This is a genomic window from Micromonospora sp. NPDC049274 (assembly GCF_040678875.1).
In the GTDB taxonomy this organism is placed as follows: Bacteria; Actinomycetota; Actinomycetes; order Mycobacteriales; family Micromonosporaceae; genus Micromonospora.
Genome location: NZ_JBFAQS010000003.1, coordinates 96,620 through 109,891, shown reverse-complemented (window position 1 = coordinate 109,891; position 13,272 = coordinate 96,620). Strand labels below are relative to the sequence as shown.

The window sequence follows — 13,272 nt, the reverse complement described above, 5'->3', positions numbered from 1 at the left end:
CCGCCACGCGCGGACGTGACGTCCGCTATGCCGAGCGCAACTCGACGAGGCTGATCTGCGGCTTGGCGCCCACCCGCACGGGCGGGCCCCAGAAACCGGCGCCGTTGGTCACGTAGACCTTCGTGCCGTCGACCTCGCCAAGGCCGCTGACCACCGGCTGTGCCAGGCCGACGACCAGGTTGAACGGCACCACCTGCCCACCGTGGGTGTGCCCGGAGAGTTGCAGGTCCACGCCGTAGCGGGCCGCCTGCTTCGCGGCGAGGGGCTGGTGCGCGAGCAGGACGACCGGGCGGCTCGGGTCGCGGTCACCGAGGGCGGCGGCGAAGTCCGGCCCGGCGGCGAGGCCGGTGCCCGCCGGGTCCGCGTCCAGGTCGTTCACGCCGGCCAGGTCGAGCACACCGCCCCGGGCCTGGATCTCCTGCCGACGGTTCTGCAGCACCCGCAGGCCGAGACGGTCCACCTCCTGGACCCACTCCTCCACCCCGGAGTAGTACTCGTGGTTGCCTGTGACGAAGAAGTTGCCGTACCGGGAGCGCAGGTCGCGCAGCGGCGCGGCGGCCGGGCCCAGCTCGGCGACCGAGCCGTCGACGAGGTCACCGACGACCGCGACCAGGTCTGCGTCGAGACGGTTGATCGCGGCGACGATCCGCTCGGTGTGCGCACGCCCGCGCAGGGGGCCGAGGTGGATGTCCGAGACGGTGGCGATGCGGAGGCCGTCCATGCTGCGCGGGAGCTTGCTCAGCGGGATCTGCACCCGGTCGAGTTGGGGCGGGCCGAGTGCCGTGCGGACGCCGTACCCCGTGATGCCGGTCGCGGTGAGGCCGGCGAAGATGGCGGCGCCGCGGGCCAGCAGCAGCCGGCGGGCCGGGTCGTGGTCCGGCGCCGTGACGGCGCCGATGGCCGGCGGATCGGCGGGACCGGCGGCCCCGACCAACGCCGGCTCGGGTGCGGCGGTGGTCGGCTCGGCGGCGGTCACCCGTCGGCGCAGCACCAGCCGGGCGACGAGCATCGGCACTTCCAGCACGACGAGCGTGACCAGCAGGTAGAACATCACCGCGAGCCACAGGTAGCCGGGCCAGGCGAGCCAGTAGAGGCCGGCCTGCGTGCCGACGAGGGTGGCCGGTACGAGCACCGCCAGCACCAGGGCGACGATCCCGCCGGCCCGTCGCCAGCGACCCGGCGTGGTGGTGTCCCGGATGAGGCGCTTCCACAGGTAGAGGTGGATGAGACCGGTGACCAGCGCCAGGACGCCCATGAACCCCAGAACCGCCAACATGTGTGTGCCCCCCTCAGCCGCCCGCGAACGGGGGCAGGACATCGATCGTGGCCCCGCCCGGCAGGGGTGCCCGACGATCATGACAGGCGACGCCGTCCACGAGGAAACTGGCCACCCGCAGCACGGCGGCGAGCCGGTCGCCGTGCCGCTGGGCCAACTCGGTGGTGAGGTCGTCGAGCGACCGGCCGGCGGGAGTGACCTCCTCGGCGCGGCCGGCGGCGGCGCGCGCACCGGCGAAGTAGCGGACGGTAAGCGGTGTCGGCTCCACGGGTCAACCCCCGATCGCGGACATCGGGCGGGTCGGCTGAAGGAAGGTGGGGTCGTCGATGCCGTGCCCCGCGCGCTTGCCCCACATCGCGGTGCGCCACCGCTGCGCCACCTCGTCGTCGGTCGCGCCGCCACGCAGCGCCGCCCGCAGGTCCGACTCCTCGGTGGCGAACAGGCAGGCGCGGATCTGGCCGTCGGCGGTCAGCCGTGTGCGGTCGCAGTCGCCGCAGAAGGGCCTGGTCACGCTGGCGATCACGCCGACCCGGGCCGGGCCGCCGTCGACCAACCAGGTCTCGGCGGGCGCCGCGCCGCGCTCGGTCGGATCGGGACCGAGATCGAATTGGGTACGCAGGGAGGCCAAGATCTCCTCGGCGGTGACCATCGTGCTCCGGTCCCAGCCGTGCTGCGCGTCCAGCGGCATCTGCTCGATGATCCGCAGTTGGTAGCCGTGGTCGAGCGCGAAGCGGAGCAGCGCGGGTGCCTCGTCCTCGTTGACGCCGCGCATCAACACCGAGTTGATCTTCACGGGGTGGAGCCCGGCGGCGGCCGCCCCGGCGAGCCCCGCCAGCACCGCGTCGAGGCGGGGACGGCGGGTGAGTTGGGTGAACCGGGCCGTGTCCAGCGTGTCCAGCGAGACGTTCACCCGGTCCAGGCCGGCCGTACGCAGCGCGGGCGCCAGCCGGTCCAGACCGATGCCGTTCGTGGTGAGCGAGATCCGTGGGCGGGGGTCGAGCGCGGCCACCGCGGTCACGATGCCCAGCAGCCCGGGCCGGATCAGCGGCTCCCCGCCGGTGAACCGCACCTCGGTCACGCCGAGCCGTTCGACGGCCACCCGGACCAGCCGGACGATCTCCTCGTCGGTGAGCAGCTCGGGGCCGGCCAACCAGGGCAGCCCCTCGGCCGGCATGCAGTACGTGCAGCGCAGGTTGCACTTGTCGGTGAGGGACACGCGCAGGTCCCGCGCGACACGGCCGTACCGGTCGACGAGGACGCCGTCGGTCCGCGGGGCGACAGTCACCGGTCGACCGTAGCGCGCTCGACGTTGCCCAGGGCGGCTCGGGCGAGTTCGACGACCGCATCGCGGTACCCCGCCCCGAACAGCACGGTGTGCACGAGCAGCAGATGCAGCTGGTGCAGCGGCACCCGATCGCGCCAACCGTCGGACAGCGGCCAACTCTCCCGGTAGGAGGCCAGCACCCGATCCAGGTGCGCGACGCCGCCGAAGAGCGCCAGTTGGGCGAGGTCGGTCTCGCGGTGGCCGCCGTGCGCCGCCGGGTCGACCAGCCAGGCCCGCTCGTCGACGCCCCACAGCACGTTGCCCGGCCACAGGTCGCCGTGGACCCGCGCCGGTGGCTCGTCTCCGCCGAACTCGCCGACCCGATCGATGACCTGCTCGACAAGCGCGGCATCGGCGCTGCCGAGCGCGCCGTCGTCGACAGACAGCCGCAGGTAGGGGGCGAGTCGACGCCTGGCGAACCACGTCGACCAGGGGCCGTCGTCAGCGGTGTTGTCCTGCTCGATCGCGCCGATGAAGCCGGCCCAGGCCGCACCGAAGGCCGGTGCACCGGCCCGGTGCAGGCCGGCGAGCTCCCGACCGAAGCGTTCGGCCGCCTCCGGCGTCGGCTCGCCGGGCTCCACCCAGTCGAGCGCCAGCAGGTCGGGCAACGCCACGATCACCTCGGGTACGCCGATCGCGTCAGCCTCCCGCAGCCAGCGCAGCCCGGCGGCCTCGGCGGCGAAGAAGCCCTCGGGCACCGGACGCTCGGCCCGCTCCGGCCAGGACTTGGCGAAGACCGAGTGACCGTCGTCCAGGGTGAGCCGGGCGGCGGCGCAGATGTTTCCCCCGGCGACAGGCGTCTCGCGGAGTCGCTGATGGGTGCGGAACGTCGGCAGGTGTGCCGGGTGCGCGCGCAGGTACGCCAGGTCCATCAGCGCACGGTAGCCGCTGCCGACGACACCGCGACGCCGTGTGAGCACATCGAAACGCGTCCACCTGCATGAATACGCTCAGTAATTGTGGATAAGCCGCGTGTCATCCACAGGGGCCGCGCGGCCGGGTGGGCCCGCCGCAGGCTGCCGGCATGACCTCGACCGAACGTGCGAAGCTCTCCGTCCGCTCACCCGCCGACCTGCTCGCCGCCGTGCCGTACCTGCTCGGCTTCCATCCCGCCGACAGCGTGGTCGCGGTGGCCCTGCGCGGCCGGCAGATCATCTTCGCCGCCCGTGCCGACCTGCCCGATCCTGCCACGGACCCGGCCGACCGCGCCCGGCACCTGGCCGGGGTGATCCATCGACAGGGCGCGGAGGCCGCCACCGTCGTGGGTTACGGGCCGCCCGGCCGGGTCACTCCGAGCGTGGACGCGGTGCGGGCCGCCCTGACCGGCCTCGGCCTGGAGGTGCTCGACGCGCTGCGGGTGACCGACGGCCGGTGGTGGTCCTACCTGTGCACCGAGGCGGACTGCTGCCCACCCGAGGGCCGGCGCTACGACCCGACGGCCAACCCGGTGACCGCGTCTGCCGTGTTCGCCGGTCAGGTCGCGCTGCCCGACCGGGCGTCCCTCGCGGCGCAGGTGTCGCCGGTGGACGGCCCGGCCCGCGATGCGCTGCGCGCGGCCACCGTGCGTGCCGAACGGCGACTGGTCGAGCTGGTCGAGCAGGCGCCCGCGAGCGACCTGCTCGGCGGGCGGGCACTGCGCTCCGCCGGTGTCGCGGCGGTCCGCGAGGCGCAACGCCGGCAGCGGCGCGGTGAGCGGCTCGACGACGACGAGGTGGCCTGGTTGAGCCTGCTGCTGAGTCACCTGCCGGTGCGGGACCACGCCTGGGAGCGCACCGACGGTCGTGACCGGGACATCGCCCTCTGGACCGACGTGCTGCGCCGGGCCGAGCCGGAGCTGACCGCCGCCCCGGGCTCGTTGTTGGCGTTCGCGGCTTGGCGCGCGGGGCAGGGGGCACTGGCGGCGGTCGCGCTGGAGCGCACGCTGGGCCTGCACCCCGACTACTCGCTGGCCCTGCTCCTGGACGACCTGCTCCGGCGCGGTGTACCGCCGTCCGAGCTGGACGGCTGGCCGTCGGTCGGGATGCCCGGCGTCGTGCGGCCACGGAAGCGGCGGCGACGTGGCCGGCGCTGACGGGCCCGCCACCGGTCGTCGCCGCCTGCCAACCCCTGCGGTCGACTCCACTTCATGGGACTCGGGGTATCCCCGCAACCAGGACACCACGATTTCAGCGAACCCGAGTCGATCAGGCCGGCTGGTCGACAGTGATCCTCTGCGGGCCGGCGTAGACGTTCATGGTCGGGCCGCGCAGGAAGCCGACAAGCGTCATGCCCGCCTCCTCGGCCAGCTCGACGGCGAGGGTGCTCGGCGCGGACACCGCCGCCAGCAGCGGCAGGCCGGCCATCCACGCCTTCTGGGTCAGCTCGAAGCTGGCCCGGCCGGACACCAGCAGCAGGTGCCCGGTCAGCGGCAGCCGGCGTTCCCGCACCGCCCAGCCGATCACCTTGTCCACGGCGTTGTGCCGGCCCACGTCCTCCCGCAGCACCACCAGCTCTCCGGCCGGGCTGAACAGGCCCGCCGCGTGCAGCCCGCCGGTGCGGTCGAAGGCGCGCTGGGCGGCGCGCAACCGGTCGGGCAGTTCGGCGAGGAGGGCGGCCGGCACGGTGAGCGGGTCAGCCGTGACGTCGAACAGCGACCGCGTCCGGATCGCGTCGATGCTCGCCTTGCCGCACACCCCACAGGAACTGGTGGTGTAGAAGTTCCGGGACGGGTCCGTGGTCGGTTCCGGCACGCCGGGGGCGAGCACCACGTCCACCACGTTGTACGTGTTCGGAGTCTCCGCGCCGGCGCAGAGCTGGGCGGTCAGCACATCGTCGGTCGACCGGATCAGCCCCTCGGTCAGCAGGAACCCGATCGCAAGGTCCAGATCGTCACCGGGGGTACGCATCGTCACCGCGAGGGGCTTCCGGCGGCCGGGACCGGCCGCGCCGACCCGGATCTCCAGCGGCTCCTCCACCGCAAGGGTGTCCGGCCGTCGGACGGCTGCGCGTCCGTCGGCCGTCGCGTTCAGGTCGATCCGCAGTACGCCCCGTCGGTCAGTCGCCCGTCCCATCCCGCCATCCTGCACCCCACCCCGGCACGCTCGCACGGCCGCCGGTCACCAGGCACCCGCCGGCGCAAGCCGGCGCCGGGTCATCAGGTAGCTCGGGGCACCCCGGCGGCGCGCGCCGCATGGCCGTCGCTACAGCTACCGTGACCGGGTGGGGACGTACGCCGCCGTGGTGCTCGCGGGTGGGGCCGCCCGACGGATGGGCGGGGTGGACAAGCCCGCGCTTCCGGTCGGTGGCCTGTCGATGCGTGACCGGGTGCTGGCCGCCGTGGGCGATGCCGCGCCACGTGTGCTGGTCGGGCCGGGTGACGACGTTCCGGACGGTGTACGGGTCACCCGCGAGGATCCTCCCGGCGGCGGGCCGGTCGCCGCGACGGCAGCAGGGCTTGCACTGCTCGACCCCGACACGACGCTCGTCGCGTTGCTCGCCGCCGACCTCCCACTGCTCACCCGCGCCGCGATCGGCGACCTGCTCACCCACCTCGCTCCGGCTGACAGCGCGGCGCTGATCACCCCGGCCGGCAGCCCGGCGCTGGCCGCCGACGGTTCGTCGCCCGTGGCGCCGGGCAACGGCCCCTCGCGGGCCGGCACCGGTTGCGCCGACCCGGAGCGACGAATCGACGGGGTGTGCTTCGTCGACGCGGACGGTCGGCGGCAGTCGCTGTGTGGAGTGTGGCGAGTCGCCGCGCTGCGGGCCGGGCTGGCCCGGCTGGCCACCGAGCGGGGCGGCAGCCTGGCCGGTGCTCCGGTACGAGGGCTGTTGGCCGGTCTCGTCGTCCGGGAGGTGCCGTGGGCCGGTGACGGTCCGCCGCCCTGGTTCGACTGCGACACTGACGAGGACGTACGCCGGGCTGAGGAGTGGGTGCGATGACGGTGCTTGACGACTGGGTCACGGCAGCCTGCGCCGAGGTGGGTCTGGACCCGACCGAGGTGCCGGTGTCGGCCGTGCTGGACCTGGCCCGCGATGTCGCCCACCAGGTGCTGCGGCCCGGGGCGCCGGTCACCGCGTACCTGCTCGGGCTGGCCGTCGGCAGGGGTGCCGACCCGGCGGCCGCTGCGGCCCGGCTCAGCGCCCTCGCGGCCGACTGGCCGGTCCGGCTGGGCGCCGACCCCGACGATCCCACCGCCCCGTCCGACGATCCCACCACCTGACCCGAGAATCCCACCACCTGACCGGCCCGGCGGTAGTCCCACGACCAGGCCGTCGGAATGGCGAGCGGACGGACGGCTGCCGGCCGGCCGGTGTCCGATGCCGGTCCGGGCTGATTCGACGCCCGGACGGCGTGGGTAGGGTGATCGTGACGGACGGAGGCGATCATGACGGCTGACCACCCCTCGGCGCCGGACGGTGAGCCCGACGGCGCATCCGAGCCGGCGGAGTCGATCCTGCTCGACGAGCCCAGCACCACCGACCTGCGCGCCAAGGTGACGGAGGCGTGGCGGGAGTTCGCCCGGATGCTCGCCCTGCGGCTGCGGGAGCTGCCCGCCGGCGCGCACCTCGAACTGACCCTCGACCCCACCGCCTCGGGCACGGGGGATGCCGTCTACTCGATAAGTGTCGAGGTGAACGGCGACGGCGGGCTCTCCGCCCGGGCCGTCGGCAACGCCGCCCTGCCGCAGGGCTACCGGCTGGACCGTGCCGCGGTGGCGGACATGGTGGCGCTGGGCTGGTCACCGCCCGGTGTGGTGGCCGGCTCCGGCGGCTCGTTCGGGCTGGACGGTACGACGGCGGAGGCCGCCCGGATCGCCCCGCTGCTCTCCCGCACGTTGCGCGACGTGTACGGCGCCCCGCACCCGGCCTTCCTCGTGTACGTGGTCAACGACGCCGAGGGTGAGCCGTTGACGGTGGAGCCGCTGGGCACCGCGCGCAGCGAGTTCGGGCCGGACTCCGACGTCGAGGGTGACCTGGAGGAGGCGCTGGCCGAGGCGGCCGCCGCGCAGACGGAGCGGGACGACGTGCTCGATCTGGCGGACCGCGTCCGCACGGTGGTGTCCACGATGCTGAAGTCCGACGCCGAGCGGTTGCAGATCGACTCGGACGGTGACATCACCATCCGGGCCGGCTCGGCGATGGTCTTCGTGCGGGTGCGCGACAATCCGCCCCTGGTGGACGTCTTCTCGCCCGTGCTCACCGAGGTGGAGCCGACCGAACGGCTCTACGTCAAGCTGTCGGAGCTGACCAACCGGATGCCGATCGGTCGCCTCTACTGCGCGGACGACACGGTGTGGGCCTCCATCCCGGTCTTCGGCCGCAACTTCCAGGCCACCCACCTCATGCTGGCGGTGCAGGTGATGACCGGCCTCGCCGACGAGCTGGACGACCGCCTGCACGGCGAGTTCGGTGGCAAGCGGTTCTTCGGTGAGGGTGACAAGCCGGTCCGGCGCGACGAGTCGGAGCCCCGGACCGGCATGTACCTGTAGGGCTCTAGGCCACGTCCAGCAGGGTCTTGCCGACCGTCGCGCGCGCCTCGATGGCGGCGTGCGCGTCGGCGGCGCGTTCCAGCGGGAAGCGCTGGCCGATCAGCGGCCGGAGCTGGCCGGCCGCCGCGTCCGCCAGCGCCTGGAGGGTGTACGCCCGCAGCCGCGCGGGCGGCACGTCCGGCCGTACCAGCGTGACCTGGCGTTCGGCGGCTGCCTCCGGTGGCACCGGGGACCACTCGCCGCTGGCCAACCCGAAGCTGACCATGCGGCCGCCCGGGTCGAGCAGCTCGAACGCCGTCCGGGCGATCGACCCACCGACGCCGTCGAGGACGACGTCGACCCCACCCAGCCTGTCCCGGATCCCGTCGGCCCAGCCAGGCAGCAGGTAGTCGACCGCCATCTCGGCGCCCAGGTCGGGCAACAGGTCCACCTTGCGTGGCCCGCCGGCCGCGCCGATCACCCGTGCGCCAGCCCGCGCCGCGAGTTGGACGAGCAGGCTACCCACACCGCCCGCGGCTGCCTCGACCAGCACGCGGTCACCGGGGCGGACGCCTACCGCGTCGACGAGCATCGCGGCGGTACGCCCGTCGGCCAGCAGCGCCACGGCGGCGTCCAGGGCCAGCCCGGCCGGCACCTCGATCGGCGCGGCCGCGTCCACCACGACCCGTTCGGCGTACCCGCCGGAGCCACCGGTGGCGCTTACCACCCGTTGCCCGATGCGGGCCGGGTCGACGTCCGGCCCGACGGCGGCGATGACCCCGCCGACGCCGTTGCCGGGGATCAGCGGTGGGGTGACCCGGAACGGTCCGGGACGTCCCGAGCGCTGCTGAGTCTCGACGAAGGTGATGTTGGCATGGGCGACGTCGATGAGCACCTGGCCGGGGCCGGGCGCCGGGTCGGGCGCCGGTCCGGGCACCAGCGCCTCGGGGCCGCCGAACTCGCGTAACCAGATCGCCCGCATGAAGTCCCCCCTCGTCTCGTACCAGACCGCCACGAGTCCAACACCTCAACTGCGCTTGAGGTCAAGCTCCGGTGGACGGCCCGACGCCGGGGGACTCGACCAGCCGGGACAGCACGATGGTGCTGCGGGTGGACGTCACGAACGACTCGGCGCGCAGCCGTTCCAGCGCCGCCTCCAGGTGGGCGATGTCGGCGGCCCGCAGGTGCACAAGCGCGTCCGCCTCGCCGGAGACGGTGTACGCGCCGACCACCTCCGGGTGCCGGCGGGCGGCCACGCCGATCTGCGCCGGGGTGGTCCGGCCGGCGCAGAACAGCTCGACGAACGCCTCGGTGGTCCAGCCCACGGCGGCCGGGTCCACGACAGCGGTGAATCCCCTGATCACGCCGGTGGCGCGTAGTCGGTCCACCCGGCGCTTGACCGCCGGGGCGGAGAGTGACACCCGGGTGCCGATGTCGGCGTACGACGCGCGGGCGTCGGCGACGAGCAACGCAATGATCCGCTGGTCAACGGCGTCTATCTGCAACGTTCCGCCTCTGGGAAGCAATGGTTGTGGCTGTTACCAAAGTTCAACGGTACCTACTCTTGGTGACCGTGAACCAGCAGCGAGTCTCGCGAAAGCGGACATATCTCATGTGCTCGCCCGAGCAATTCGCGGTCGAGTACGCGATCAATCCGTGGATGGACGTCACCACCCCGGTGGACCGGGAACTGGCCGTCAAGCAGTGGGACCGCCTGCGCGAGACGCTCGTCGGCCTTGGCCACGAGGTGCACCTGCTCACGCCGGAGCCCGGACTGCCCGACATGGTGTACGCCGCCAACGGTGCCTTCGTGGTCGACGGCAGCGTCTACGGCGCCCGGTTCAAGCACGAGCAGCGGGCCGGTGAGGCCGCCGCGCACCACGCGTTCTACGCGGAGCAGGGCTGGCGGTTCGTCGCGCCGAGCGAGACCAACGAGGGCGAGGGTGACTTCGCGTACGTGCCGGAGGCGCACGGCGGGCTCATCCTGGCCGGGCACGGCTTCCGTACCGAGATCGCGGCGCACGCCGAGGCGCAGGAGGTGCTGGGTCGGCCGGTGGTGTCGCTGCGGCTGATCGACCCCCGCTTCTACCACCTGGACGTGGCGCTCGCCGCGCTCGACGACGCGAACGTCGTCTACTTCCCGGGCGCGTTCTCGGCGGCCAGCCAGCGGGTGCTCACCCAGCTCTTTCCGGACGCGGTGATCGCCGACGACGAGGACGCGATGGCCTTCGGGCTGAACCTGGTCAGCGACGGCGCGAACGTGGTGCTCAACAGCGAGGCCACCCGGCTGGCCGGCAAGCTCAAGGCCGCCGGCTACACCCCGGTGCCGGTCGAGCTGGCCGAGCTGAAGAAGGGCGGCGGCAGCGTGAAGTGCTGCATCGCCGAACTGCGGCACTGACCCGAACACTGCCGCGAACGGCAGGGGCCGACCTCCCAAGCGGGAGGTCGGCCCCTGTTGCTGCTCGGCGGGCGCTCAGCCCAGCGTGGCCAGCTCGTTGATCAGCACGTTCGACATGACCTGACCGTCGCGCTGGACCTCCCGCAGGTACCACTTCTGCTGCGGCGTACGCGGCTGGTTGAACTGCCAGATGCCGCGCGGACTGTCGATCTGGCCGATCCGGCCCAGCGCCAGGTTGACCTGCTGTGGGGTTGGCGAACCACCGGTCAGCTGGATCGCCTGGTCGAGGACCTGTGCCGCGTCGTACGACGCCATCGCATACGTCGTCGGCGTGGACTGGTGCTTCTTGCGGTAGGCGGAGGCGAAGACCCGGTTCGACGTGCTGTTGAGGTCGGCCGAGTAGTTGAGCGCGGTCTGGATGCCCAGCGCGTCCCGGCCCAGGCTCTCCAGCACGCTGCCCTCGGTGAGGAAGCCCGGCGCGTAGATGGGCCCGTCGAACTGGTCGCGCAGTTGCTTGATGAACTCCACGGCCGCCGCGCCCGCGAAGAAGCAGAAGACGGCGGTCGGGTCCTTGCGCAGCGCCTTCTCGATGTCCGCCTGGTAGGTGGCCTTGCCCGGGTTCGGCGTCGGGCTGGTGGTGGTCACCGGGTTGGCGATGCGCGGGTCGCCGACGGGGAACTCCTGCTTGAAGCCCCGCACGACGTCCGGGCTGCCCACGTTCTCCGGCACGATGATCGCGACCCGGGCGTTCGCCGGTAGCTGGTCGCGCAGGTACCGGCCCAGCGCCCGACCGGCCTCGTCCAGCACGTACGACGTACGCCAGATGTAGACGACGCTCTGCAGGGTGCTCGGCGAGGCGTTCGAGCCGATGAGCGGGACCCGGGCCTCCTCCACGGTGTCGCGGATGTTGACCATGACCGCCGAGTTGACCACGCCGGTCAGCGCCAGCACGTTCTGCTTGAGCAGCTTGTCGACGGCGGCCTTGCCGGTGATGGCGTTGTCGCCCTCGTCGGCGGTCAGCAGCTCGACGGGATGCCCGCCCAGTTGCTGGCCGTGCAGGTCGAGGAAGAGCTGGAAGCCGTTGGTGATGTCGTCACCGATGGACTTGAAGCCGCCGGCCTTCGGCGCGATCAGACCGATCTTGATCGAGCTCTTGGGGGCGGTCGGCTTGTCCTCGGTGTCGGAGCCGCACGCGGCGGCGAACCCGGTCGTACCGAGCGCGGCCATCAGTTGGAGCGCCCGCCTGCGATTCATCTGCGACACCGAGTTCCTTCCAGGAGCGTTGCAGGGCAGGACACGCCCCTCCGGCGTTCTACCTGCTCCGCGACGCTGCGTCAATGGCTAGTGATCATCGTGCAAGGACCGCAACACATCGAGCACCCGCGGCCATGCCGAAGACTCGGGGTCGATCAGCCCGAAATGCTCACATCCGGGCAGCTCAAGAAGGGCGATATCGGATCCTGTGGCACGACCTGCCACGACGAAGTCCCGGCTCATCGCCACCGGCACCTGTTGATCCCTCGAGCCGTGCACGACTACTGTCCGTGTCCGTATCGGTACCAATGATCGTGGATCGGTTGCCGCGTACCGGTCCGGGAAGTCCGCCGGGCCGCCGCCGAGCAGCGCGGCCACCGCACCGGAGTCCAGATCGAGTCGGTACGCCTCGGCAAGATCGGCCACCGGGGCCAGCGCCAGCACCCCACCCACCGTCGACGGCGCGGTGGCCGCCGCGTACAACGCCAGGTGGCCGCCGGCGGAGTGACCGATGAGGATCGGCGCGGTCCGGCGCACCCGGCCGGGCAGCGCCTCGGCGGCCAGCTCCGGCAGCGCCGCGATCCCGGCCAGCGCGTCGGTGAACGTGCCTGGCCAGCCACCGCCCGGCTGCCCGGTACGCCGGTACTCCAACTGCGCCACCGGATAGCCGTCGGCCGCGAGCGCGGCGGCCAGCGGCCCGGTGTGCCGGCGGTCGTACTCCGCCCGCCAGAAACCACCGTGCACCACGACGACAAGCGGCCGGGCCGGGCCGGCACCGGTCGGGCGGCGCAGGTCGGCGACCTGGTCCGGGTGGTCGCCGTAGGCCACCGTCACGTCCGGCTCCGGCGCGGGCCGGGTCAGTACGGCGCGGGGATCGGCAGGCATGGCGCGACGGTAGCGCGCCCCGCCCGGGTGGTTCGGCCCAGGGAGTCGGTCCCGGGCGGCATGGGTCGGGTCGACTGGGTAAAGATGGACCCCATGACCGAAGCGCGCTCCGCTGAGCAGAACGATCAGCCCGGCCCCGACGACTCCGGCCACTCCGGCACTGTGGTGGTGGTCGGTCCGGACGGCCGGCCGATCGGCACCATGCAGACCGATGAGGGGCAGGGTGAGGACCCGACCCGCCTGGTCGAGCAGCCGGCCAAGGTGATGCGGATCGGCAGCATGATCAAGCAGTTGCTGGAGGAGGTCAAGGCCGCCCCGCTGGACGACGCCAGCCGCAACCGGATGCGGGAGATCCACGAGCGCTCGATCGTCGAGCTCAAGGAGGGCCTCGCCCCCGAGCTGCGCGACGAGCTGGAGCGCATCTCGCTGCCCTTCACGGAGGACAAGGCCCCGAGCGAGGGCGAGCTGCGGATCGCGCACGCCCAGCTCGTCGGCTGGCTGGAGGGCCTGTTCCACGGCATCCAGGCGGCCCTGGTCGCCCAGCAGATGGCCGCGCGGGTGCAGCTGGAGCAGATGCGCGGCGGCCGGCAGGCGCTGCCCAGCGGCCCCGGCGGGGTCGTGCCCGGAATGCCGGGTGTGGGCCAACCGGGCGGTGGCGAGGGCCACAACACCGGCCAGTACCTCTGAC

15 protein-coding genes are annotated in these 13,272 nt (G+C 73.0%); 6 read left to right on the top strand and 9 right to left on the bottom strand.

Annotated features, from left to right (window positions below; all coding sequences use genetic code 11):
- Positions 1-25 precede the first annotated feature (25 nt).
- The 4 genes from AB0K10_RS06930 to AB0K10_RS06915 are packed head-to-tail and all read right to left on the bottom strand — an operon-like array spanning position 26 to position 3,472.
- On the bottom strand, positions 26-1,276 hold the full coding sequence (locus AB0K10_RS06930) for a metallophosphoesterase (protein WP_363680732.1): 1,251 nt from the start codon (positions 1,274-1,276) through the stop codon (positions 26-28).
- Between the two features lie 13 nt (positions 1,277-1,289).
- Positions 1,290-1,544, bottom strand: a complete 255-nt coding sequence (locus AB0K10_RS06925; RefSeq protein WP_363680730.1) for a MoaD/ThiS family protein — start codon at positions 1,542-1,544, stop codon at positions 1,290-1,292.
- Positions 1,545-1,547: 3 nt separating this feature from the next.
- Positions 1,548-2,561 carry a GTP 3',8-cyclase MoaA gene (moaA, locus tag AB0K10_RS06920; protein ID WP_363680728.1) on the bottom strand — a complete coding sequence of 338 codons (1,014 nt, stop codon included), beginning with the start codon at positions 2,559-2,561 and terminating at the stop codon, positions 1,548-1,550.
- Complete coding sequence (locus tag AB0K10_RS06915; RefSeq protein WP_363680726.1) at positions 2,558-3,472, bottom strand: fructosamine kinase family protein; 915 nt, start codon at positions 3,470-3,472, stop codon at positions 2,558-2,560. The genes moaA and AB0K10_RS06915 overlap by 4 nt, the downstream gene beginning before the upstream one ends.
- Before the next feature lie 152 nt (positions 3,473-3,624).
- Between AB0K10_RS06915 and AB0K10_RS06910 the strand changes: the two genes are divergently transcribed.
- A complete protein-coding gene (locus tag AB0K10_RS06910; protein WP_363680724.1) occupies positions 3,625-4,671 on the top strand; it encodes a DUF4192 domain-containing protein in 1,047 nt (348 codons plus the stop codon).
- Positions 4,672-4,783: 112 nt separating this feature from the next.
- Here AB0K10_RS06910 and fdhD read toward each other — a convergent pair whose 3' ends face one another.
- The gene (gene fdhD / locus AB0K10_RS06905; protein WP_363680722.1) at positions 4,784-5,650 is read right to left on the bottom strand and encodes a formate dehydrogenase accessory sulfurtransferase FdhD; all 867 of its coding nucleotides are present in this window, start codon (positions 5,648-5,650) and stop codon (positions 4,784-4,786) included.
- A 148-nt stretch (positions 5,651-5,798) separates the two neighbouring features.
- Between fdhD and AB0K10_RS06900 the strand changes: the two genes are divergently transcribed.
- The 3 genes from AB0K10_RS06900 (at position 5,799) to AB0K10_RS06890 (ending at position 8,068) form a co-directional block, all read left to right on the top strand.
- Entirely contained in the window at positions 5,799-6,518 is a 720-nt protein-coding gene (locus AB0K10_RS06900) for an NTP transferase domain-containing protein (protein ID WP_363680720.1), read from the top strand.
- Positions 6,515-6,799: a DUF6457 domain-containing protein gene (locus tag AB0K10_RS06895; protein WP_363680718.1), complete on the top strand. Its 285-nt coding sequence runs from the start codon at positions 6,515-6,517 to the stop codon at positions 6,797-6,799. Before AB0K10_RS06900 ends, AB0K10_RS06895 begins: the two co-directional genes overlap by 4 nt.
- 165 nt (positions 6,800-6,964) lie before the next feature.
- Positions 6,965-8,068, top strand: coding sequence for a hypothetical protein (locus AB0K10_RS06890; protein ID WP_363680716.1), 1,104 nt, complete (start codon positions 6,965-6,967; stop codon positions 8,066-8,068).
- A gap of 4 nt (positions 8,069-8,072) precedes the next feature.
- On the opposite strand, the gene AB0K10_RS06885 is transcribed toward AB0K10_RS06890, so the two are convergent.
- Both AB0K10_RS06885 and AB0K10_RS06880 read right to left on the bottom strand, forming a co-directional pair.
- Complete coding sequence (locus AB0K10_RS06885) at positions 8,073-9,029, bottom strand: zinc-binding dehydrogenase (protein ID WP_363681408.1); 957 nt, start codon at positions 9,027-9,029, stop codon at positions 8,073-8,075.
- A gap of 61 nt (positions 9,030-9,090) precedes the next feature.
- Positions 9,091-9,552, bottom strand: a complete 462-nt coding sequence (locus AB0K10_RS06880; protein ID WP_354814963.1) for an Lrp/AsnC family transcriptional regulator — start codon at positions 9,550-9,552, stop codon at positions 9,091-9,093.
- 59 nt (positions 9,553-9,611) lie between these two features.
- Between AB0K10_RS06880 and ddaH the strand changes: the two genes are divergently transcribed.
- Positions 9,612-10,445 carry a dimethylargininase gene (gene ddaH / locus AB0K10_RS06875; RefSeq protein ID WP_363680714.1) on the top strand — a complete coding sequence of 278 codons (834 nt, stop codon included), beginning with the start codon at positions 9,612-9,614 and terminating at the stop codon, positions 10,443-10,445.
- A 75-nt stretch (positions 10,446-10,520) separates the two neighbouring features.
- Here the strand turns inward: ddaH and AB0K10_RS06870 are convergent, their stop codons facing one another.
- Together AB0K10_RS06870 and AB0K10_RS06865 are read right to left on the bottom strand one after the other, a co-directional pair.
- A complete protein-coding gene (locus AB0K10_RS06870; RefSeq protein ID WP_363680712.1) occupies positions 10,521-11,708 on the bottom strand; it encodes an ABC transporter substrate-binding protein in 1,188 nt (395 codons plus the stop codon).
- Positions 11,709-11,786: 78 nt separating this feature from the next.
- The gene (locus AB0K10_RS06865; RefSeq protein ID WP_363680710.1) at positions 11,787-12,584 is read right to left on the bottom strand and encodes an alpha/beta hydrolase; all 798 of its coding nucleotides are present in this window, start codon (positions 12,582-12,584) and stop codon (positions 11,787-11,789) included.
- Positions 12,585-12,668: 84 nt separating this feature from the next.
- Between AB0K10_RS06865 and AB0K10_RS06860 the strand changes: the two genes are divergently transcribed.
- On the top strand, positions 12,669-13,271 hold the full coding sequence (locus tag AB0K10_RS06860; RefSeq protein ID WP_039905022.1) for a bacterial proteasome activator family protein: 603 nt from the start codon (positions 12,669-12,671) through the stop codon (positions 13,269-13,271).
- Position 13,272 lies beyond the last annotated feature (1 nt).